The organism is Marivivens aquimaris (assembly GCF_015220045.1).
Lineage (GTDB): Bacteria > Pseudomonadota > Alphaproteobacteria > Rhodobacterales > Rhodobacteraceae > Marivivens > Marivivens aquimaris.
The window spans coordinates 2,317,501-2,339,945 of the sequence record NZ_JADBGB010000001.1 but is presented as its reverse complement, the minus strand read 5'-3'; the positions used below and the strand labels follow the sequence as shown (position 1 = coordinate 2,339,945).

Annotated in this window: 19 protein-coding genes and 1 tRNA gene (1 of these 20 running past the window's edge); 8 read left to right on the top strand and 12 right to left on the bottom strand. The window is 60.4% G+C overall.

Features of this window, described 5'->3' with window-relative positions; genetic code table 11:
* The first annotated feature begins 22 nt into the window (after positions 1-22).
* From IF204_RS11550 to IF204_RS11530, 5 genes are all read left to right on the top strand, one after another.
* Positions 23-1,936, top strand: a complete 1,914-nt coding sequence (locus IF204_RS11550; protein ID WP_194097139.1) for a bifunctional 5-dehydro-2-deoxygluconokinase/5-dehydro-2-deoxyphosphogluconate aldolase — start codon at positions 23-25, stop codon at positions 1,934-1,936.
* A gap of 11 nt (positions 1,937-1,947) precedes the next feature.
* A complete protein-coding gene (gene iolD, locus IF204_RS11545; RefSeq protein WP_194097137.1) occupies positions 1,948-3,801 on the top strand; it encodes a 3D-(3,5/4)-trihydroxycyclohexane-1,2-dione acylhydrolase (decyclizing) in 1,854 nt (617 codons plus the stop codon).
* A gap of 1 nt (position 3,802) precedes the next feature.
* Complete coding sequence (gene iolB / locus IF204_RS11540; RefSeq protein ID WP_194097135.1) at positions 3,803-4,597, top strand: 5-deoxy-glucuronate isomerase; 795 nt, start codon at positions 3,803-3,805, stop codon at positions 4,595-4,597.
* Between the two features lie 172 nt (positions 4,598-4,769).
* On the top strand, positions 4,770-5,705 hold the full coding sequence (locus IF204_RS11535) for a DMT family transporter (protein WP_228069164.1): 936 nt from the start codon (positions 4,770-4,772) through the stop codon (positions 5,703-5,705).
* 59 nt (positions 5,706-5,764) lie between these two features.
* Positions 5,765-7,363, top strand: coding sequence for an FAD/NAD(P)-binding protein (locus IF204_RS11530; protein WP_194097134.1), 1,599 nt, complete (start codon positions 5,765-5,767; stop codon positions 7,361-7,363).
* Here IF204_RS11530 and IF204_RS11525 read toward each other — a convergent pair whose 3' ends face one another.
* Complete coding sequence (locus IF204_RS11525; RefSeq protein ID WP_194097132.1) at positions 7,364-8,188, bottom strand: BKACE family enzyme; 825 nt, start codon at positions 8,186-8,188, stop codon at positions 7,364-7,366.
* 151 nt (positions 8,189-8,339) lie between these two features.
* Between IF204_RS11525 and rlmF the strand changes: the two genes are divergently transcribed.
* Positions 8,340-9,245 carry a 23S rRNA (adenine(1618)-N(6))-methyltransferase RlmF gene (gene rlmF, locus IF204_RS11520; protein WP_194097130.1) on the top strand — a complete coding sequence of 302 codons (906 nt, stop codon included), beginning with the start codon at positions 8,340-8,342 and terminating at the stop codon, positions 9,243-9,245.
* A gap of 71 nt (positions 9,246-9,316) precedes the next feature.
* Here rlmF and IF204_RS11515 read toward each other — a convergent pair.
* The 5 genes from IF204_RS11515 to IF204_RS11495 all read right to left on the bottom strand — a co-directional run bounded on the left by IF204_RS11515 (position 9,317) and on the right by IF204_RS11495 (position 14,468).
* Positions 9,317-9,391: transfer RNA gene (locus tag IF204_RS11515), tRNA-Gln, on the bottom strand.
* 60 nt (positions 9,392-9,451) lie between these two features.
* Positions 9,452-10,726, bottom strand: coding sequence for a mechanosensitive ion channel domain-containing protein (locus IF204_RS11510; protein WP_194097128.1), 1,275 nt, complete (start codon positions 10,724-10,726; stop codon positions 9,452-9,454).
* A 59-nt stretch (positions 10,727-10,785) separates the two neighbouring features.
* Positions 10,786-12,414, bottom strand: a complete 1,629-nt coding sequence (locus IF204_RS11505; RefSeq protein ID WP_194097126.1) for a capsule biosynthesis protein — start codon at positions 12,412-12,414, stop codon at positions 10,786-10,788.
* A complete protein-coding gene (locus tag IF204_RS11500; protein ID WP_194097124.1) occupies positions 12,392-13,051 on the bottom strand; it encodes an ABC transporter ATP-binding protein in 660 nt (219 codons plus the stop codon). Before IF204_RS11500 ends, IF204_RS11505 begins: the two co-directional genes overlap by 23 nt.
* 148 nt (positions 13,052-13,199) lie before the next feature.
* Entirely contained in the window at positions 13,200-14,468 is a 1,269-nt protein-coding gene (locus tag IF204_RS11495; protein WP_194097122.1) for a Na+/H+ antiporter NhaA, read from the bottom strand.
* A gap of 138 nt (positions 14,469-14,606) precedes the next feature.
* Between IF204_RS11495 and IF204_RS11490 the strand changes: the two genes are divergently transcribed.
* Together IF204_RS11490 and IF204_RS11485 are read left to right on the top strand one after the other, a co-directional pair.
* Complete coding sequence (locus tag IF204_RS11490) at positions 14,607-15,194, top strand: uracil-DNA glycosylase family protein (protein WP_194097120.1); 588 nt, start codon at positions 14,607-14,609, stop codon at positions 15,192-15,194.
* A complete protein-coding gene (locus IF204_RS11485; protein WP_194097118.1) occupies positions 15,184-15,969 on the top strand; it encodes an SseB family protein in 786 nt (261 codons plus the stop codon). Before IF204_RS11490 ends, IF204_RS11485 begins: the two co-directional genes overlap by 11 nt.
* On the opposite strand, the gene IF204_RS11480 is transcribed toward IF204_RS11485, so the two are convergent.
* The 6 genes in view from IF204_RS11480 to IF204_RS11455 are tightly spaced (at most 14 nt apart) and all read right to left on the bottom strand, a layout consistent with a single transcriptional unit that may run on beyond the window.
* Positions 15,970-16,899, bottom strand: a complete 930-nt coding sequence (locus IF204_RS11480; protein WP_194097116.1) for a 2-hydroxyacid dehydrogenase — start codon at positions 16,897-16,899, stop codon at positions 15,970-15,972.
* Positions 16,899-18,038 carry a rod shape-determining protein RodA gene (gene rodA, locus IF204_RS11475; RefSeq protein ID WP_167639120.1) on the bottom strand — a complete coding sequence of 380 codons (1,140 nt, stop codon included), beginning with the start codon at positions 18,036-18,038 and terminating at the stop codon, positions 16,899-16,901. Before rodA ends, IF204_RS11480 begins: the two co-directional genes overlap by 1 nt.
* Positions 18,035-19,978, bottom strand: coding sequence for a penicillin-binding protein 2 (mrdA, locus tag IF204_RS11470; RefSeq protein ID WP_194097114.1), 1,944 nt, complete (start codon positions 19,976-19,978; stop codon positions 18,035-18,037). Before mrdA ends, rodA begins: the two co-directional genes overlap by 4 nt.
* The gene (locus IF204_RS11465; protein ID WP_194097112.1) at positions 19,975-20,514 is read right to left on the bottom strand and encodes a rod shape-determining protein MreD; all 540 of its coding nucleotides are present in this window, start codon (positions 20,512-20,514) and stop codon (positions 19,975-19,977) included. Before IF204_RS11465 ends, mrdA begins: the two co-directional genes overlap by 4 nt.
* Entirely contained in the window at positions 20,507-21,436 is a 930-nt protein-coding gene (gene mreC, locus IF204_RS11460; RefSeq protein WP_194097110.1) for a rod shape-determining protein MreC, read from the bottom strand. Before mreC ends, IF204_RS11465 begins: the two co-directional genes overlap by 8 nt.
* A gap of 14 nt (positions 21,437-21,450) precedes the next feature.
* Positions 21,451-22,445, bottom strand: the 3' portion of a protein-coding gene (locus IF204_RS11455; RefSeq protein WP_167639116.1) for a rod shape-determining protein. 46 nt of this gene lie beyond the right edge of the window; only the last 995 of its 1,041 coding nucleotides appear in the window; its start codon lies off the right edge, out of view — the gene reads right to left on this strand; it ends in the stop codon at positions 21,451-21,453.

Here is a 22,445-nt window from a genome sequence, read left to right as displayed (position 1 = left end):
GGTTGAGGGCAGGGAGGAACAGATGAGCAAGTTGGATGTAATTACGATCGGTCGCGCGGGTGTTGACCTTTACGGCGGTCAGATCGGTGGACGTCTTGAGGACATGGGGTCCTTCGACAAATACATCGGCGGCTCTCCGACGAATATCGCGTGCGGCACGGCCCGTCTGGGCCTGAAGTCGGGTCTGATTACCCGCGTGGGTGACGAACACATGGGCCGCTTCATCCTCGAACAACTTGCCCGCGAAGGTGTCAGCACCGATGGCGTCGTGACTGACCCCGAGCGTCTGACCGCGCTGGTGATCCTCGGCATTCGTGACGAAGAACAGTTCCCGCTGATTTTCTACCGCGAAAACTGCGCTGACATGGCGCTCTGCGAAGACGACATCAAGGAAGACTTTATCGCGTCCGCCCGTTCGGTCGTTGTCACCGGCACCCACCTGTCAAACGTGAAGACCGAAGCGGCTGTCATGAAAGCACTGGAACTGGCCCGCAAGCATGGCCTCCGTACCGCGCTGGACATCGACTACCGCCCGAACCTTTGGGGCGTGGCTGGTCACGGTGACGGCGAAAGCCGTTTCGTCGAGAGCGCGAAAGTCACCGAAAAGCTGCTGTCGACCCTGCATCACTTCGATCTGATTGTCGGCACTGAAGAAGAATTCCATATCGCCGGCGGCTCGACCAACACTATCGAAGCATTGCGCGCCGTTCGCGCCGTTTCGAACGCGACCCTCGTTTGCAAGCGCGGCGCTGCCGGCGCTGTCGCATTCGAAGGTGAAATCCCCGATAGTCTCGACGACGGTCAGACCGGTCCGGGCTTTCCGATCGAAGTATTCAACGTACTTGGCGCTGGCGACGGCTTCTTTTCGGGTCTGCTTAAGGGCTGGCTCGATGATGAGGACTGGCCGACCGCATTGAAGTACGCCAACGCTTGCGGCGCATTCGCCGTCAGCCGTCATGGCTGCACCCCCGCATATCCGTCGCTGACCGAGCTGGAGTTCTTCCTTGAGCGCGGCATCAAGCAAAAAGACCTGCGCAACGATCCGGAGCTGGAGCAGATCCACTGGTCGACCAACCGCCACGGCGACTGGTCCACGATGCGAGTGTTTGCATTCGACCACCGGATGCAGCTCGAAGACATGGAAGGCTACACGCTGGAGCGTGGGGGAGAGTTCAAGGAGCTTTGCCTCAAGGCTGCTGAGAAAGTTCAAGACGGCAAGGACGGCTACGGCATCCTTTGTGATAACCGTATCGGCCGCAGTGCGCTGCACGCCGCATCGGGTTCGGGCCTCTGGATCGGTCGTCCGACCGAATGGCCGGGGTCGCGTCCGCTGACGCTGGAGCCGGAACTGGGCGGCGACTTCGGTGGTCTGAACCAGTGGGCCAAGGAAAACGTGGTCAAGGTTCTGTGCTTCTGCCACCCCGACGACGACGCGGAAACGCAGGCCAAACAGGAAGACACCGTCAAGCGCCTGTTCGAAGCCTCGCGCCGCAACCGCCTCGAATTCCTGCTGGAGATCATTCCGTCCAAGGTCGCGCCCGTTGATGACGACACCAGCGCGACCCTGATCCGCCGTTTCTACGAAATCGGCGTCTATCCGGACTGGTGGAAGCTGGAGCCGTTCAAGACCGACGCAGCATGGCAGAACGCCATCGCCGCCATCGAAGAGAACGACCCCTACACCCGCGGTATTGTGGTTCTGGGCCTCGATGCGCCCGAAGAAGAACTGCGCGCCAGCTTCGAAGTGGCAGCCGCCTATCCATTGGTTCGCGGCTTTGCCGTTGGCCGCACGATCTTTGGCGATGCCGCTCGCGCATGGATGAAGGGCGATATGTCCGACGCTGCTGCGATCGAACAAATGGCCGACCGTTACACCCGCCTGTGCGCAATCTGGGACGAGGCCCGTGAAATGGCCCGCCTGAACAGCGCGAACTAAGGAATACCGCAATGAGCACGATCCGACTGACGGCCGCACAGGCCATGATCAAATGGCTCTCGGTCCAGATGACCGAAGACGGCGAACGCTTTATCGACGGCATGTGGGCGATCTTCGGCCACGGCAACGTTGCTGGCATCGGCGAGGCGCTGCACGCCTATCAGGACGTGTTCCCGACGTGGCGCGGCCAGAACGAACAGTCGATGGCCCACGCCGCTATCGCCTATGCCAAGGCCAAGAAGCGCACCCGCGCGATGGCAGTGACGTCGTCGATCGGGCCGGGCTCGACCAACGTTGTAACCGCTGCTGCGCTGGCGCACGTCAACCGCCTGCCGGTTCTGATTGTAGCTGGCGACGTGTTCGCCAACCGCAAGCCCGATCCGGTTCTTCAGCAGGTCGAAGACTTCGACGACGGCACAGTTTCGGCCAACGATTGCTTCAAGCCGGTTAGCCGCTACTTCGACCGCATCACCCGTCCCGAGCACATCCTGTCGGCCCTGCCGCGTGCGCTGCGCGTGATGACCGATCCGGCGAACTGCGGTCCCGCGACGCTGGCGTTCTGTCAGGACGTTCAGGCTGAAGCCTACGACTACCCCGAAGAATTCTTCGAACCGCGCGTCTGGTACATCCGCCGTCCGGCACCCGACGCCAATGAACTGGAGCGCGTTGCCGCCCAGATCAAAGCGGCTAAGAACCCCGTCATCATCGCCGGTGGCGGTGTGATCTACAGCCAAGCCGAGCAGACGCTGGCCGATTTCGCCGCCAAGCACGGTATTCCGGTCGCCGAGACCCAAGCGGGCAAGTCCGCTCTCGCCCAGTCCCACCCGATGAACTTCGGTGCTTCGGGCGTTGACGGCTCGGCAGCTTCGAACGCTATTTCCGCCAGCGCGGATGTTGTGATCGGTGTCGGTACCCGTTTCCAAGACTTCACCACCGGCTCGCGGACCATGTTCCGAAATGACGCGCAACTCGTGTCCATCAACATCCACGGCTACGACGCCGCCAAACACGGTGCGGAAAGCCTCGTTGCTGATGCCAAGGTCGCGCTCGATCTGCTGTCGGAAAAGCTCGGTGACTACAAAGCCACCGCTTTCGATCCCGATGCGCGTGAAGACTGGCTCCGTGCCGTCGACGCATACTGCGCACGCCCCGACGATCAGGCTGCTGCGCCGACCGACGGTCAGGTGATCGGTGCCGTTCAGCGTGCAACCGACGAAACCGCTGTCGCCATGTGCGCTGCCGGTACCATGCCGGGCGCTCTCAAGCTGCTGTGGCAGCCGAGCCAAGGCGGTTATCACATGGAATACGGCTATTCCTGCATGGGCTACGAAGTCGCCGGTGCCATGGGTATCAAGCTTGCGACGCCCGAGCGTGACGTGATCTGCTTTGTCGGTGACGGCAGCTACATGATGGCGAACGCAGAACTAGCGACCGCCGTGATGCGCCGCATTCCGTTCACTGTCGTGCTGACCGATAACCGTGGCTATGGCTGTATCAACCGCCTGCAAACGATGGGCTGTGGCGGCGAGCCGTTCAACAACATGTACGTCGACTGCAACGTCGAAGTGCAGCCCGAGATCGACTACGTCATGCACGCCCGCTCCATGGGTGCTCACGCTGTCAAAGCGGCTGGCACTGACGAGTTGGAAGCCGAACTCAAGGCCGCCCGTTCGCGCAATATTCCGACGGTGATCGTCATCGACACCATTGCCAAGGACTTCCCCGGCACCGGTCTCGAAACTACCGCAGGCGAGCACGGCTATTTCTGGGACGTCGCCGTTCCGCAAACCTCCGAGCGCGAAAAGCAGCGTAATCGCTACGCCGAATACATCACGCAGATCGCATCGCAGACAGGGATGAACTGATATGGCTGACCTTCTGAAGAAACCGTTTGGCACCCACGGCAAGGTGCACGAAATCACCCCGCAGTCTGCTGGATGGCGCTATGTGGGTTTCTCTCTCTACCGCATCCGCGCTGGCGAAACCGTTGGTGAAGCGACGGGAGACTGCGAGGTGATACTGGTGATGGTCGAAGGCAAAGCGACCATCAACGCCGCGGGCAAAGACTGGGGCGAACTGGGCGAGCGTATGAACGTCTTTGAAAAGACGCCGCCGCATTGCCTCTACGTTCCGAACGGCAAGGACTGGGAAGCGACCGCGACCACCGATTGTACCATCGCTGTCTGTCAGGCTCCGGGGAAGGGCGGCCACGAGGCGCGCAAGATCGGCCCAGATGGCATCGAACTGACCCAGCGCGGCGAAGGTGTGAACACCCGCTACATTAATAACATCGCGATGGAAGCCGAAGACTACTGTGACAGCCTGCTGGTCACCGAGGTCTTCACCCCCGCCGGTCACTGGTCGTCGTTTCCGTCGCATCGTCACGACGAAGACGACTTCCCGCGGATCACCTACCTCGAAGAGACCTACTACCACCGCATCAACGCCGAAGGTGGTTGGGGCATCCAGCGCGTTTACACCGACGACCTGAGCCTCAACGAAACCATGGCCGTTTATAATGGTGATGTGGTTTGCGTCCCTCGCGGTCACCACCCCTGCGGTGCGCCCCACGGGTTCGAGATGTACTACCTCAACGTCATGGCAGGCCCGCGCCGCAATTGGCGCTTTGTTCCGGCTCCTGAAGTCGAGCACATGTTCTGAGATCAAGCGGCGGAGTTTTCTCCGCCGTTTTGTTTTTGGCCCAACGCTTGACAGGCTGCAGCCTCGCCACCTAGCAATTGGGGAGCGGGCGATGGCGTCGTTCCGTTTTCCCCACCATTCGTCCTGTACGCCCGGACCGCGAGATGCAGCGATGTTGCATCGTGGAGCAAGCATGTCCGCAATGGCCGAGCCGAACAGCCGCAATTCGTCAACATTCATGGGCATGGCCGCGATGTCTTTCGCGATGGTCTTATTGCCAATCGGCGACTCGGTGACGAAGACTCTGACGGCTTACATCGAGCCGTCGCAAATCGCGGCGATCAGGTCTGTCATCCAAGCGGGCCTTCTGTGGATCGCGTTCGCCGCGATGAACAAATCGACCCGTGGTAACCCGTTTACCAAAGCCTCCGCCGCGTCGGGCATCTGCGTGGCGGTCGTGAGCCTCAGCCTGATCACTGCGCTCAAGACCATCCCGCTCCCCACAGCTATTGCGATCTTCTTCGTCGAGCCGCTGCTGCTGACGCTGCTGGCGGGCTTGATGCTGGGCGAAAAGCCTGGTCCGCATCGCTATGCCGCGATCGTAGTGGGGCTCATCGGCGTGCTGATTATTCTGCGCCCGAACTTCTCTGTCTTCGGGCCTGCGGTGCTTCTGCCACTGGTGTCGGCAGCGGCCTACGCGTTGAACATGATCATCACCCGCAAAGGCACGCGGAATTGCTCCGCTTTGACGTTCCAGCTCGGCTCGACGACGTTCACTTGCCTGACTTTAATGGCCGTCATGTTATTCAACTCCGACCTTGGCGCATTGCAGGAAACTATAACGTTCGGCCTGTCGGCGAGCCTCGTCCTGTCAGGCATCCTAGCCGCAGCGACCTTCCCGCTGATCGCCTATGCATTCAGTCAGGCCGAGGCGAGCGTGCTGGCACCGTTCCAATACCTCGAAATCCTCGGCGCGACGGCCATCGGGTTCCTCGTGTTCGGCGATGTGCCTGACGGGCTGACGGTGCTGGGCACGGCAGTCGTGCTGTCCTCGGGCCTATATATTTTCCATCGAGAAAGACGCGCTAATCAGCCTGCCAAGGCCATCAAGGTGCGTCAGGACCGCTGATTGCAGGAACGTTCGCCGCTATGCAGCGTTTAGTGATGTAACTCCTCCATGGAAGCATCATGAACGTTCCCACTGCGGCACTGACCAAGAATATCGCGATTGTCGGCTCCGGCCCGACGGCGCTCTACACGCTTGCCGAGTTGATCAAATCGCCGGTCAAGCAGATGATAACGATCTTCGAGGCGCAGTCGCTCGCCGGTTTCGGGATGCCATACAGCCCTAACGCGGCGCAGGCGCTGATGCTTGCCAACATCGGCAGTATCGAGATTCCGCCGCTGACGCAGACCTATCTCGAATGGCTCCAAAGCCGGTCTGCCGAGATGCTGCAAGTCTATGGCGTCACGCATGACGAACTGCATGACCGGATGTTCCTGCCGCGTATCCTGCTGGGGTCGTGGTACAGCGACGAGCTTTACGTGCTGATCGACGCGGCACGCGAAAAAGGGCATCGGGTCGCGATCCATGAAAATGTAGCGGTCGAGGATGTGGTATCCGAAGGCGGGCAGATCCGCCTTGTGTTTGATGCCGCAAGTGGCGTGCCCGATCAGTTTTTTACGCATGTCGTCCTCGCGACCGGCCACGTTTGGCCCAGCGACCAAGAGGGCACAGGCCGGTTCCGTTCGCCTTGGGACCGCCTAGCGCATGAAGAGGTTCCGGCCACCGACGTCGGGATCATCGGCACATCGCTCAGCGGTATGGATGCGGTCCTCGCCGTGGCGTGTCAGCACGGCCATTTTGTTGAGGACGGTGATGACCTGACTTACGTTCCGAATGCCCGCACAGGTGGTTTGCGCATCACGATGATGTCTCGGCAGGGCATCCTGCCCGAAGCCGACTTCTGGTTCGACTATCCGCCAAAACCGCTGCGGATCATGACCGATGAAGCCGTCGAGAACGCGTTGAGCGAGGGACGGGACGGCCTGCTTGATCGGATGTGGGCCCTCTTTACCAAAGAAATGATGCTGGAAGATCGGGCGTATTTCGACCGCATGGGCCTCGCCTCGGCCTCTCCCGAAGATTTTGCGGGCGCTTACTTCAAACCACGTCTGGCAACCGATCCGTTCGAATGGGCGCGAGACAACCTCGCCGAGGTCGACGAAAATGCGGCCAAGCAGCACGCTGTGCCGTGGCGGTGCGCGATCCTGAATATGCACGAGAAATTCGAGGAGATCGCGGGTCAATTAACCGCCAAAGATCAGGAGCGGTTCAAGCCTTTGGCGCGTGTATTCATCGACAACTACGCCGCCGTACCGCCCACGTCGATCCGGCGCATGCTGGCTCTGCATGATGCGGGAAAGCTGACGGTCATGCGCCTCGGCAACGACTACGCGATCAGGAACACAGGCAACGCCAGCCGCGTGACCACCACTGAAGGCGAGGTTCGCGAGTTCAAGGTGATCATCGATGCCCGCGGACAAAAGTCGCTCGGCGCGAGCGACCTGTCATTCGCCAGCCTCGCAGCGAGCCTGCCTGACGGTGAAGTCCCAGTGACAGATCAGCTTTCGGTCGACACGGACCAATGGCGCGGGCGGCTTTATCTGCCCGCCGCGCCGTACTTGCTCGGACGCTTCCCGTTCTGCCAAGGGCTTACCGCCAGCGCGCAATTCGGGAAATGGGTGTCCAGCGGCATTCTGGAGCACGACCCCGTTCTCGCTTAATTACAGTCCGAGGATGTCGCGCGCCTGCGCTGCCGTGGCGACAGGGCGATCATACTTGTCACACAGATCGACCACACGTTTCACCAGCGCCGCATTCGAGGCCGCGAGCGTGTTCTTGTCGATCCGCACGTTGTCCTCTAGCCCCGTCCGCGCATGACCGCCGGACGACACCGCCCATTCGTTGATAACAATCTGCTGCGCTCCGATACCGGCGGCGCACCATGGCGCATCGTCGCCAAACAGGCGTTTGACGGTATGGATGTAATAGTCGAACACATCCCGATCGGCAGGCATCGCGTTTTTCACACCCATAACAAACTGGACGTAGGGCGGCGCTTTGAGCTGACCTTTGTCCATCATTTCCTTGGCTTTGATGATGTGGCTGAGGTCGAACGCCTCGATTTCGGGCTTGATGCCGTAGGTCATCATCTCTGACGCGAGCCAGTCCACCAGATCCGGCGGGTTCTCATAAACTCGGGTCGGGAAGTTGTTCGAACCCACGGACAAAGACGCCATGTCTGGCTTGAGCGGCAGCATCGCGCCGCGCGTCGTCCCTGCACCAGAGCGCCCGCCGGTCGAAAACTGGATGATCATGCCGGGGCAGTGCTTCAGCAGCCCTTCTTTCAGCCGCGCAAACTTCTCCGGATCGGAGGAGGGCGTCTGATCATCGTTCCGGACGTGAGCGTGAACGATCGTCGCACCAGCCTCGAAAGCCTCATGCGTGCTCTCGATCTGTTCTTCGACCGTGATCGGCACGGCGGGATTGTTCGCCTTGGTCGGAAGGCTGCCCGTAATGGCGCAACAAATCATACAGGGTTTCGTCATTCGGGTGCCCCTCCCAGCGGCTGTATTTGCTTGAGCGTGCCGTAGTTCCGACCCAGCGACAAGTAGAACGGTGGGTGTTTCTAATGCATTCCGAACCTATTAAGGTCCGCATCTATCGATCTCGCCCCACCGCAGAACACAAAGGTTTTCAATGGCCATCAAGCCCATGCTGCATCCCCGAAACCAACATCGGGACGGCTATGACTTTGCGCGCCTGTTGGAGGCGACGCCGGAGCTTGAGCCCTTTGTGACCCGCAATCCGCGGGGCGAAATGACTATCGAGTTCGCGAATGCCGAGGCCGTGCGAATGCTGAACCGCGCGCTGCTCGCGGCGCATTATGATGTGAAGTTCTGGGAGTTCCCTGACGCCTACCTTTGTCCGCCGATCCCCGGCCGTGTGGACTATATCCACTCGCTCGCCGACCTTCTGGCCGAGGATAATGGCGGAGACATCCCGCGCGGCGACGACATCAAGGTCCTTGATATCGGGACGGGCGCGAGCCTTGTATACCCGCTGATCGGACAGCACGAATACGGTTGGGATTTCACCGGCGTCGACATCGATCAGGTGTCGATCAAAGCCGCGCGCCAGATCAACGATCGCAACGACCTGAGCATCAGCCTGCGGCATCAGAAGAACCCCAAGAACATCTTTCGCGGGGTCATTCATCAGCGCGATACCTTCCACCTGACGATGTGCAATCCGCCGTTTCATTCCTCGCTCGAACAGGCGGGCAAGGGGACCGAGCGTAAGTGGCGCAACCTCGGCAAGGAGCCGTCCTCCAAGCTGAACTTCGGTGGTCAGAATGCGGAACTGTGGTGCCCCGGCGGCGAGATCGGTTTCATCGGCCGCATGGTCGAACAGAGCGTTGAATTCGCAGCACAGTGTCTGTGGTTCACGACGCTGGTGTCCAAGAAGGACAACTTGCGCACCATCGACAGGTTCCTGAGCAAGGCCGGCGTCTCCGAGACAAAGACCGTTGAAATGGCGCAAGGCCAGAAGACCAGCCGCTTTGTGGCGTGGACCTATTATTCAAAGAAACAGCGGGCCCTCTAGGGCTGGCGTGAACGCCAACGGCTCTCGCTATCTCTAGCGAAGAGCGTCTGTATTCCGATGTCGGGAATTACTGGCTGGGGTGGTAGGATTCGAACCTACGGTGCGCGGTACCAAAAACCGGTGCCTTACCACTTGGCTACACCCCAGCAGCGAGGGCGGATTTACAATTAGCTGTCGGGGAGCGCAAGGGGCGTTTCGAAAAAAAATCACTCTTTTGGCGCTTTGCTCGACAAAAGATCGGCGGAGGCGTTTTCCGTGCGGTCGGCATCGACGATGCGGTCGAGCGAATTCTCGGAAGATGTATCTACCGGAAGGTCTTCTGTCGTGTTTTCAACAGATTCCGGTTCATCGCCGTCTTCGATGAGAACGCGCTGGACGATCGGCTGGCGATCAAGCTCGCGCTCCTCGAACGCTTTCTTGACCAGTCGCAGAGCCTCGCTGCGGGCGAGGGGCAGCGACGTGATCGTCTGGTCGATCCAGCCGGTGCAGACAAGCTCCACGCTGGTGGGAGTGGTCTTGTCGATCCAGACCTGCACGGCGGGGTCCTTGAGCGTGAACGCCAGCCCTTCGAGGACATCCGTGGCGACCTGCTGTGCGATGGTCAAATTCGCGCTGAGGTCCACAGGTAGACAGAACATGAAGCGGCGGGCAGGGTTATCCGAATAGTTGACGATGCGGCTTTTGAAGACCGTCGCGTTGGGGATGCGGATGTGGTTGCCGTCATAGGACAGCAGAATCGTCGCGCGGCTGGTAAGACGGATGACCTTGCCCTCATCACCGTTGATTTCGACAGTATCATTCGGGCGGAACGGTTGGCGGATCGAAAGGAGGACGGAGGCGATGTAGTTCTCCACCGTGTCCTTTACCGCGAAACCGAGTGCGAGGCCGATAATACCCGCAGCGCCGAGGATCGTGGACAGCAGTGCGGTCGCGTTCATCAGGTCGAGCGAAATGACCATCGCGCCGAGCAGGAACAGCAGGAAAACGACCTGACGATAGAGGTCGGCGATGAAGAGGTTTGGCGCAAGCCTGTCGAATATCCGCGTGCGATAAGCGACCACATACCCGATGAGAGCGATGACCCCGAATAGCACCAACGCGATTAGCACTAGTGGCAGGATCGCGATGATCTGGGTCAGTCGGGTTTTCAGGCGTTCGTAAGCAGGGTTGATGCGGCGAGAAAGGTCGGTTGTCTCGAGCACCTCGTTCTTCACCGCGACAACTCCCTGCACGCGGTTCGACAGGCTGCTGAGGTCGGCAATCTGCGTGGAGGATGTCGTCTCGCCGCGAAGGGTGACGATACCGTCGGCGACCTGAACGGTGACGTCCTCGTAACCGCCAAGCTCTGCGATGATGTCGCGGATACGGTTGGCAATGGCGGCGTCGTCACTGGCGGTTGCCGTTGTCTCGATCGTGGTTTCCTGCGCCGTGGCGACGATCGGAGCTATCAGGAGAGACAGGACAAGAAGGACGACACGCATTGAATTAACCCCGTTGAATACGGGATTAACCATAGCGCGGTGCGGCTAAAGGGGTAGCCTTACGACGTGACTTGTTCGCGCAGGATCGAAGCTGTCAGCGACAGCATCAGGTAGATGCCTGCAAAGATCAGCAGCGACACCAGCGTGTTTTCGAACGCACGCGGGTAGGTCGGATCGTCGGGCGCAATCGGCTCAACGCCCAGCGACAGGTAACGCACCTGACGGTTCGCCTCGAGACGGGCGGTTTCCATCATCGTCAGCGCCTGCTGAACAAGGCCGACCTGGAACTGGTAGTCCTCTTCGGCTGTACGCAGCTCGGTGGTCTTGGACGCGAGCGACACACCCGTATCGGCCTGCTCGGTCAGTTCGGACCGGAGCGAGGTGATGGAGTTCTGGAGGCTCGCGATTTCATTCTGCACGGCATTCACGCGCGCTTCATTCGGGCGGGCCACGCTTTGGAGGGACGACAGTTCGAGGATCTTATCCTGACGGCGGGTTTCAAGCTGGCTGATCTGGGTCAGCACGAGCTGCGCTTCGCTATCGGGGCTGAGAACCTGAAGCTCGGTCTGGATTTGCAGCAGACGGTCGAGCGCTTCGGCGCGGCGCGCCTCGGCTTTTTCGTAGCTTTCGTCGGCGCCGCGCATCTGGTCTTCGCGCATGCGCTGGGTCAGCTGGTCGACCTGCTCTTCGGCGTAGGAAATCAGCGCCTCGGAGAACCGCTGGCTGGTCTCCGGATCGGCCGCGATGACCTCCATCCGTAGGATGCCTTCGGTCGGATCGTAGCCGATTTTGACGTGGTTTTCGTATACCTTATACGCGGTCTCGTTCGACGCATCCTCGGGCAGGCGCTGGATCGGGTCGATCCACGCTTGGCCAAAGTGTTCCTTGAAGCCTTCTTCTTCGTCCAGACGCACCATGGCGGAGCGGGACGTGAGATAGGACTGCACGGCGACCGCGTCCGCTTGGGTCGCAAGCGAGGTGCCTTGGAACAGTCCTGCGATGCCGCCTGCGCCGCCGCTTTGCGACTGGGCCTGCTGGATCACGAATTCAGACTTCGTCGCGTACATCGGGGTCGCGTAAACGAAGTAGTAGACGCCCATCACAAACGTCGGCAGCAGGACGAACACGCTGAGGCGTGCGAACAGCGACATCAGTTTGCGGCGCCGGCGGCGCACGATGTCCTGCTGGATTTTCTGGATTTCACTGGCGCGGCGTTCTGCCGACAGCGGGCCGCCGGTGGTGTCAGGGCGAGCGACCTCGCGGCTCTGCTGCTGAACGGTCTGCGGCAGTTGCTGGCTCGGCTCGGGGCTGGTGGCGGGCAGGTTGCTCTGCGCGTTGCTGCTCGACACCAGTTCGAGGATGCTGGAGCGCTCGAACGGGTCGATACCGCGCGCTCGAAGCTGGCGCACGGCGTCGAAGTCGGAAGTCACAGCCAAACCGTGTTTCTGCGCGATGCGGCGCGCCATGCGAAGCTGACGACCGGTCAGACCTTCGCGGCGGATCGAATCCATATCGCTATCGGAGCCGGTGCTGGCCTGCTGCCCTGTACCGATGCCGGGCGTTTCGGGTTTGATGGAAGACGGATCGGCGTCGATGTCGATTTCAGGGTCGACAGTAGCAGCGCGGGCGCCGCCGAGCGTTTCACCGCTGCGGATGCGAAACTTTCTAGCCTTTAGTTTGGTAGTCATAAAGCTGCTTCGCCTCTTCCAAAGTGTCGAACATATGAAGTTGCCCGTCCATCATCACCGCGGCGGATTGGGCAAACCGCTCCAGCGTTTCGGCTTGGTGCGACACGATCACGACTGTAGTCGTTTCTAGCCGTTCACGCAAAAGCCCGCCTGCTTTGCGGTTGAATTCCACGTCGGTGGTCTGGGGCATCCCTTCGTCGATCAGGTAAATGTCGAAATCCAGTGCCAGCATCAGGGCAAAGGACAGACGCGCGCGCATACCTTGGCTGTAAACGCCGACAGGCATGTCGAAGTATTCCTTGATATCGCAGAGCCAGCGACAGAACGCCTCGATATAGTCGGGGTCCAGACCGTAAAGGCGCGCGATGTAGCGGGTGTTTTCCTTGGCCGTGTGTTTGTTGACCAACCCGCCCATGAAGCCGAGCGGGAACGAAATCCGGCATTTGCGGTGGATCTCGCCTTCGTCCGGTTTTTCGAGGCCGGACATCATATTGATCAGAGTGGTTTTGCCGGTGCCGTTAGGCGCAAGAATACCGAGGCTATTCCCGAGTTCGACGCGAAACGACGTGCGGTCGAGAATCACCTTGCGCTGTTGCCCAGTCCAGAAGGACTTGGAGACGTTGTCGAATTCCAGCATCGCTAGCGGTGTTGTCCTGCTCTTGGTGCCCATTCGTTCGGGCTTGCTCTACGACTATGGCGCAGAATGTGAGCTATAATGTGGCAACGGCAGGTTAAAATATACCACAAAAAAGGCCCGCTCACGCAAATGAGCGGGCCTTTGAGGTTTAGTCGTTGACCTTCTGGACGCCGGTCAGCTTGCCCACGACCAACGAAATGATCGCAGCGAAGAAGCTGAAGAGCGCGCCCATCTTGGCCGCATCAAGCACATGCGCAGGCGAGTCCTTGAATGCCACCGCAGCAACGAAGAGCGCAACGGTGAAGCCGATAGCCGCAACGCAGCCGACAACGAGCAGGTCGATGATGCGCATTCCTTCCGGCAGGCCGAGGCCCAGCGGTTTGGCTGCAATCCAGCCCATGATCAGAACGCCGATCGGCTTACCGATCAGAAGGCCGGCCAGAACGAGCCAAGTCGGCTCACCAATCGAGCTGAATTCGACACCCGCATTCAGCAGGCCGAAGAAGAACAGAACGATCTCGACCGGACGCTTCAGCGCGTGCTCGATATCGTTGAGCAGGTCGTGCAGGTGCTCTTCTGCTTGCGAGAAGATACCGAAGGCGCGGTCTGCGTGCGGGATCGTCGGAACGATCGGCAGCAGACCCAGAGCGGGGTGGATGCCCGATTGCTGGAAAGCGTACCAGCTGAGGCAGGCTGCGATGAGGTACGGCCAGAACGACAGGTACTTGCGAACCCAAGTGGAATTCGGACGGTCCTGCTTGCCTTGGTCAAGGTAGCGCGGCAGCCAGTTCGCCAGAACGAACACGCCAATAGCAGCGCCCAGCGAGAGCAGCAGCCAGATCGGCGCAAGTTCACCCGACGGGTAGAAGATCGCGAGGATCAGAAGGCCCACGGCGTCGTCGGCGATAGCCAGCAGAAGCAGGAAGCGCACAGCAGGGTGACCGCCGCCAAAGACCAGACGACCAACGAGGTACGAGAACGCGATGTCGGTCGCGGTGGGAATCGCCCAGCCGTTTGCGACAGCGTCATAGGTGGTCGAACCCAGCATGGCAGCAAGGCCGAGGTAGACGGCAACCGGACCGATAACGCCGCCAGCGGTCGCGATCAGCGGTGTGGCGGCTTTCTTGCCGCGCAGCGAGCCGTCCTTGAGGATGATGGCTTCCCAGACTTCCTTGGCCGCAATGGCAAAGAAGAACGCCATCAGCACGTCGTTGACCAAGTAGTGCAGGGTCAGCGTGCGAACGACACGGCCGTGTCCATCGTCATGGAGGTGGCCGATGAAGAAGTCGTCGATCAGTACGTAATCGACAAAGTGGTGATAGGAGTCAGGGTTCATATTTGCCCAACCAAGGGCAATCAGAGCACCTAAGATAAGTAGGAGCGAATACTCCGTGACGAAGTTCCAGACGCGGTACATGCAGCTTTCCTCGTTGGTTACGCACCGATGCGATAATGGAAGTGAACGGCATTCACAACGATACGGAGAGAGTGACTACCGCCTTTGGGCTTGTGATTGTCCATTTGCACCACTCCGCTGCGGGCTATGTTAATGGAAATGGACGGAATTTCGGAAAAAATATCTGCGTGCCGGATCTGTGCGGAGCGTTTTGCCCTAACCGCAACCCGCCATCATCCGCGTCCGGTTGTATGGTTCGAACCCTCCGCGCGCATCCTGATTGCAGGGCAAGCACCGGGTGCGCGGGTCCATGCAGCGGGCAGGCCGTTCGCGGATCCGTCGGGCGATAGGTTGCGCGATTGGCTCGGGATCGGGCCGGATGTGTTCTACGACAAATCGCGGATTGCCATTGTCCCGATGGCGTTCTGCTTTCCAGGCTATGACGCGAAGGGGGCCGACCTGCCACCGCCAAAGGTTTGCGCGGAAACATGGCGGGCCCCGGTGATCGACAGCTTGAAAGACCTTCAGTTGACGATCCTCGTCGGCGGCTATGCGCAGCGCTGGCATATCGGAACGCGGAACGTGACGCAGGCCGTGCACAGCTGGCGTGACCATTTTCCGTCCGTCATCCCCTTGCCCCACCCGTCTTGGCGCAATACGGCATGGCTCAAGAAGAACCCTTGGTTTACTGACGAATTACTGCCCGTATTGCGAACGCGGGTGAAGGAGGTACTGGATGCAGACTGAACTCGACGCCGCCCACGCAGCTATGGAAGCCAACCCCGAGGATGACGCAGCACGTCTGCGGTTCTACGAACGCCTCGCCGATAACGAACTGTTTCTTCTGCTCGCTGGCGAGCCCGAAGGAGACGACGACATCATGCCCGAAGTGATCGAAGCTGACGGCGTCCAGTACGTGCTCGTCTTCGACCGTGAAGAGCGTCTTGCCGAATTTACCGAACGTCTGGCGTCCTACGCGTCGATCTCGGGTCGCGGTCTGGCGCAGATGCTTCAGGGGCAGGGCATAGGCATGGGTGTGAACCTCGGTCAGCCGTCGTCGATCCTCATCCCGCCGAGCGCAATCGAGTGGCTGGTCGAAACGTTGGCCCACGCGCCCGAAGAGGCAGACGCCCGCCCGACCGAAATCACCGCACCCAAGGGGCTGCCGGAAACGCTGATCGCAGGCATCGACCGCAAACTGGCGACTGCTGGCGGGCTGGCCGAAGTCGCGTTCTTAACCGGCGTCAAATACGACAACGGCACGAATGGTCACATCCTGTGCTTCGTCGGTGTGAAAGAAGGCGCCGAACCTGCGCTGACCCGCGCTGTATCCGAAGCGCTGACGTTCTCGGGCATCGACGCCGGAATGCTGGACGTGACGTTCGTGGCGTCGGACAATCCGTTCATCGCACAGCTCGAACGTGTCGGTCTGCGGTTCGATTTGCCTAAGCCCGAACAGAACACCCAAGTCCCCGGTGCAAATCCCGGCATGGACCCGAACAAGCCGCCGAAGCTGAAGTAATCAGTAACCGCGGCTACGGTCGACGAGGTTGAGAAGCGGCTCGCCGTTCAAGGCGCGCCGCATATTCGCGGCGATACTTTTGACCGCCGTTTCCGGCCGCGTTGCGCTCGCAATATGCGGCGTGACCGTCACGCTCGGGTGGGTCCAATAGGGGTGCTCGGCGGGCAGGGGTTCCACGCGGAACACATCCAGCGTTGCATGTTCAACGTGGCCTGTATCGAGCATGGCAAGAAGCGACTGATCGTCGATCAGCGGTCCGCGCCCCGGATTGATGATGAACGCGCCCGTCGGCAAATGGGCAAGGCGCTCGTCATTCAGCAGGTTTGTCGTTTTGTCGGTCAACGGAAGCAGGAGAACAAGGATGTGCGCATTTTCGAGCGCGCTGTTTAGGTTCGCCATCCCTGCAATGGTCTTGATGCCATCGAGGTTTTTCGGCGTGCGGCTCCAGCATGTCACCGGAAACCCGAGGTACGTCAGCGACTGCGCACAAGCCGCGCCGAGCGCACCCGCACCAAGTATCGTGACCGGACGATCAGCGGCCAGCGGAGGAACAACCTGCTTCCAAGCGCCCTTCGTGCCGTGGATATACATGTCCAGCCCAAGGTGATGACGCAGCACCTGACCCGTCACCCATTCGACCATGCCCTGCGTCAGCCCCGGATCGACGAGGCGGCAAAGCGGCTGGGTCAGTGTCTCATTCCCGACGATTCGCTCGACACCGGCCCATAGGCTTAGGACAGCTTTGCAATTGGTGTAGGGCGTGAAGTCGGTGAGCTGGTCGTTCGGCGCATAAACAATGAACTCCGCCTCCGACCGCTCGGCATCGCGGGTGATGTCAGCCTCGATCCCCTCCGCCTGACACGCATCGAGCAGAAGCTCGCTGTAAGTATCCCAAAGTTGGTTTTCGGCGGAGAAGAGAATGACTGTCATTATCTGGGCCTATGAATATGGGCGCTCTGGACGAGGCCGAAGCCGACCATCAGGACGAGCATTGCCGAGCCGCCGTAACTGACAAGCGGGAGGGGAACGCCCACAACAGGCGCGAGCCCCATAACCATCGCCATGTTGACGGCGAAATAGAGGAAAAACGTCATCGAAATGCCGAGCGTCAGGAGCGAACTGAAGCGGTCGCGGTTCTGGAGCGCAGAGGCAAAACAGAACCCGATCAGCAGTAGATAGAGCGCGAGCAATGTCGTCGCCCCGATAAAGCCGAACTCCTCGGCAAGGGTCGTGAAGATAAAGTCGGTATGCGCTTCGGGCAGGAAGTCGAGGCCGGACTGTGTTCCCTGCATAAAGCCGCGTCCCGTCACACCGCCGGAGCCCAAGGCGATCTTGGCCTGCGTAATGTGATAGCCCGCGCCGAGCGGGTCCTGCGACGGATCGAGGAAGATGTTGATCCGGTCATACTGGTAGTCTTTCAGAAGCTGCCAGCTCGTGCCCTTGGACTCGAAAACAGCCCAGATCGTGCCAATGCCCGCGCTAACGACGACAGCGAAGTAGGCCCAATGCACCCCGGCCAGCCATATGATCGTCCCGCCACCCACGGCGAGCAAAAGCGCGGTCCCTAGGTCAGGTTGTTTAAATACGAGGAACGTCGGGACCAGCACAGCGGCCAGCGGGATCGCGATCCACAGTGGGCGCGAGCGTTTCGCCAGTGGCAGCCAGTCGTAATAGGCGGCAAGAAACATGACCAAGGTAATCTTGGCCAGCTCGGAAGGTTGCAGCACCATAAAACCGAGGTTGATCCAGCGCTGGGCGCCCATGCGAACCTCGCCGAATAGCTCCACGGCGACCAGCAAAAGCAGGGATATGATGTAGCCGACCGCAGACACGTTGCGCCAGAACCAGATGGGCACCATCCCGATGGCAATCATCAGAAACAGGCCGAAGCCGAAGCGATTCAGCTGTGGATCGAGCCACGGCTCCACCGACCCGCCGGCCACGGAATAGAGCATCAAAAAGCCCGCGCAGGCGATCGCGATTGTCAAAAGGACAATGGCCCAGTTGACGTAGAGCAGTTTGCGAATGCCAGTCGGGACGTTCTTGTAGCTGCTTTCCAGAAGGCTCATGCGCGGTCGCTCGTCGGATAGGCGCCCGGCGCGATGCGGTTCTCGATCCGCTTTTGCTGCTCTTCAATGCGGTTGCGCACGTTAGAGGGATAGGCCTCCAGCGGCGGCGGTCCGTCGTAGAGGGCTTGCAGCATGATATCGCGCGCGATTGGCGCGGCGGTCGAAGAGCCGCCGCCGCCATGCTCGACGACGATAGCGCAGGCAAATCTGGGGTTTTCGACTGGCGCGAAGGAAACGAACAGCGCGTGGTCGCGGCGCTCCCATGGCAGGTCGGCGTTACTGGTCACGCCGCGCGCGCGTTCTTCGGCGGTGATGCGGCGGACCTGACTGGTGCCCGTTTTGCCCGCGAGGCGCATCGACACCTCAGAGATCCGCGAGCCGTAAGCCGTACCGCGATTGTTGTTCGAAACCGCGTCCATCGCCGCGCGGATACGGCGCAGGGAGTTTTCGTTCACGCCAATCGGCTGGTCCGCATCTGCTCCCTGCTCTACGCCATCGACCGTGTGAACGAGGCGCGGTATGATGTTCCGGCCGGTTGCAAGACGCGCTGCCATAACGGCAAGTTGGAGCGGTGACGCCAGCACGTCGCCCTGACCGATAGACGCGTTGACCGTATCACCGATGCGCCAGTCTTCACCGCGCACGCGGCGTTTCCACTCCTTCGTCGGTGCGAGGCCCTCGGCGACGGCAGATAGCGGCAGGTCATGCCTCACACCGATGCCAAAGCGCTGAGCCATCTCGGAGATTTTGTCGATTCCGATGCGCTGCCCGACTTCGTAATAATAGCAGTCGCAAGAATGCTTGAGGCTGTCGTGCAGGTTCACGTTGCCATGACCAGACGTCTTCCAGCAGTGGAAGCGGGTGCCAGAGACTTCGGTATAGCCGCGGCAATAGATTGTCTCTTCAGGATCGAGCACGCCTTCTTCGATCGCGGCAAGCGCGGTCATCATTTTGAACGTCGAACCGGGCGGGTAGATGCCCTGCACGGCCTTGGCTGCCAGCGGCCGGTAGGGATTTTCGTTCAGATCGGTCCAATCTTTGACCGAAATGCCCCGCACAAAGAGGTTCGGGTCGAACGACGGCGCGGACACAACGGCGCGAAGGTCACCCTTTTCGAGGTCGATCACCACAGCGCCAGCGGATTCGCCTTCGAGACGCGCCTCGACATAGGTCTGGAGTTTGGAATCGATCGTCAGCTGGATGTCTGCACCCGGTTCGCCTTCTTGACGGTCAAGCTCGCGCATCACGCGGCCAAGGGCGTTGACCTCCACATGGAGCGTACCGGCAGAACCGCGGAGCGTCTGCTCCATCTTGTTCTCTGCGCCTGTCTTCCCGATCTGGAATTTCGGGATTTGCAGCAACGGGTCACGGTCTTCAATACGGCTGAGGTCGTAGTCCGACACGGGACCAACGTAGCCGACAACGTGCGCCATGTCCGCGCCCTGCGGATAAAAACGGCTGAGGCCGACTTCGGCGGTGATGCCGGGGAGGGCGGGGGCGTTGACGGTGACGCGGGATATGTCTTCCCAAGACAGGCGATCCACGATGGTCACGGGGACGAAACGCGAGCGTTCGGACACCTCTTTCATGGCGTCCTGAATCTCTTCCTCGGTCATCGGGACAAGCTTCGAGAGGCGGCGCAGCACAGTTTCGACGTCGCCCGCGTCCTCGCGGGTCATCGTCACGCGGTAATACTGTTCGTTGCCAGCCAGCAGCACACCGTTGCGATCAAAGATCAGTCCGCGCGCGGGTGGCAGAAGATGTACGTTGATGCGGTTTTCGTCAGCGAGCAGACGGAATTGTTCGGCCTGCTCCAGCTGCATGGAGCGCATACGCATGAGAAGGCTACCCGCCAGACCGAGCTGCAACGCGCCCACGACGAGCGCACGGCGCCCGATAATACGTGCGCTTTCGGCAGATTCTTTGGGCGGTCGCCTCATATCCGTTTCCCCAGAATGTCCACTTCACCCTGCGCAGGCCGACTGATGCCGAACAGCAAATAGGCGGCGAGTACGACCAGCGGATATGCAATCACGGTCGTCGCGGTCTGGCTGAATGTCAGCATAACAGGTGGGCGTGGCAAGACCATCAAGAACAAGATTACGCGATAAGCGAGCGTCAGCCCCACAATCGCCGAAGTCGCCGCGATCCATTCGACAGGGAACGACAGCGCACGAAGGTTGGCGGAGCGGCGGCGCAGGATTTCGGACGCAAAGACGACGAGGGCCGAGAGCAGACCCGGCGGGCGCATCAGAAGGATGTCGGAGATAAAGAAGATCACTGCGATCAACGAAACCGGCGCGAGGTCGGGGCGGCGGATCACCCAGACCAAGGTGATGAGTAGCAGCCAGTCAGGCGGTGCCCATTGCGGCGGCTGGGTCGAAAGCGGCAGAAGCTGTGCCAGAAGGATCGCGGCCGCCAGAAGTGCAAAGCCGACGCGTCCGCCCCAGCTTCGTGTGGTCTGGGCCTCAGCCATCGTTACGAACAGCGGGTTGGGCGGGCATGCGCGGCCCGATGAACTCACTTTCCTCGATGATCGGATCGGTGACGAGTAGGCCGCCTTGGTCCGAAATGATCTCGTGCGGCTGGCTGCGCAGAACGCGCAGGAATTCTAGGCGTTCGTAGTCCGCAGAGAGGCGCACCCGTAGGCGCCGGTCGGAGCCGAGGGCGACTTGCCCCACCAGAATATCCGAGGGGAACACGCCGCCGTCGCCTGTCGAAATCACGCGGTCACCGGGGCGGACCAAGTCGGGGTCCTCAAGAAACTCGATCAACGGATTGCGGCTGTTGTCGCCCTTGAGCACGGCGCGCTGACCTGACGGCTGAATGATGATCGGCACGTTGCTGGAGGTGTCGGTCAGCAGAAGCACGCGGCTGGTGTTGCGCCCGATGCCAGAGATACGCCCGACAAGACCGATACCGTCCATCACAGCCCAACCGTCGACCACGCCGTCACGCTGCCCGACGTTCAGAAGCACCGACTGGCGGAACGGCGAGCCGCTATCCGCCTGAACAATGCCGGTGATGTAGGTCAGCTTGGGATCAAGCTCGACGTTGTTCAGGTCGAGCAGCTTCGCGTTTTCCTGCTCAAGCTGGAGAGCCGCCTCGCGCCATGCCTTCATCTGCTGAAGTTCGCGGCGCAGGTCGGCATTCTGCTCGGCCAGACGCTGATAGGATTGGAAATTGGTGACCAGAGTCGCAAGGCCAGTGACCGGCGCCATCACCCATTCCATCGGGGGAAGGATGCGGTCGATAATGGCGAGGCGCATCCGCTCCATGCGCGGGCTGTCGATACGCCAGACAAGGAAAGTCGCGGCCAGAACAACGACAAGCAAAGTCACAAGAAGCCGCCGAAGCGGCTTCCCGTAGGTGTCGTCACGATTGTTATCGCGGGCCACGGATCGGACCCCGATCAGCTATCGTAGTCGATAACGTGGCGAAGCTGCTTTTCGTATTCGAGCGCTTTGCCGGTGCCGAGGGCTACACAGTTCAGGGTCTCGTCCGCGACCGAAATCGCAAGGCCGGTCTGTTCGCGCAGTGCCAGATCAAGCTGGCCAAGCAGCGCGCCGCCACCCGTCAGCATCACGCCGCGGTCGACGATGTCTGCGGCCAGATCCGGCGGGGTCGCTTCCAGAGCGGTCATGACGGCTTCGCAAATCTGCTGCACCGGCTCGGCAAGAGCTTCTGCAACCTGTGCCTGGCTGATTTCGGTTTCTTTCGGGACGCCGTTCAGCAGGTCACGACCACGGATCATCATGGACGCGCCGCGACCGTCGTCTGGCATACGCGCCGTACCGATGGAGGTCTTGATGCGCTCGGCCGTCGATTCACCAATCAGCAGGTTATGCTGACGGCGCAGATAGTTAACGATGGCTTCGTCCATACGGTCACCACCAACGCGAACCGAACGAGCATAGACGATGTCGCCGAGCGACAGGACGGCCACCTCGGTGGTGCCGCCGCCAATGTCGACAACCATCGAACCGGTCGGATCGGTAATCGGCATACCCGCACCAATCGCAGCTGCAATCGGTTCTGCAATTAGACCGGCACGGCGGGCACCGGCAGAGAGAACGGATTGACGGATGGCGCGCTTTTCAACCGGAGTAGCGCCGTGCGGAACGCAGACGATGATCTTCGGCTTGGAGAATGTGGTGCGCTTGTGGACCTTGCGGATGAAGTGCTTGATCATCTCTTCCGCAGTGTCGAAGTCCGCGATGACACCGTCACGCATCGGACGGATCGCCTCAATGGTGCCGGGCGTACGGCCCAGCATCAGTTTCGCATCCTCACCGACCGCCAGCACTTTCTTAACGCCGTCTTTGACGTGATAGGCTACGACCGATGGTTCGGACAGAACGATCCCGCGGCCACGAACATAGACAAGCGTGTTTGCCGTCCCAAGGT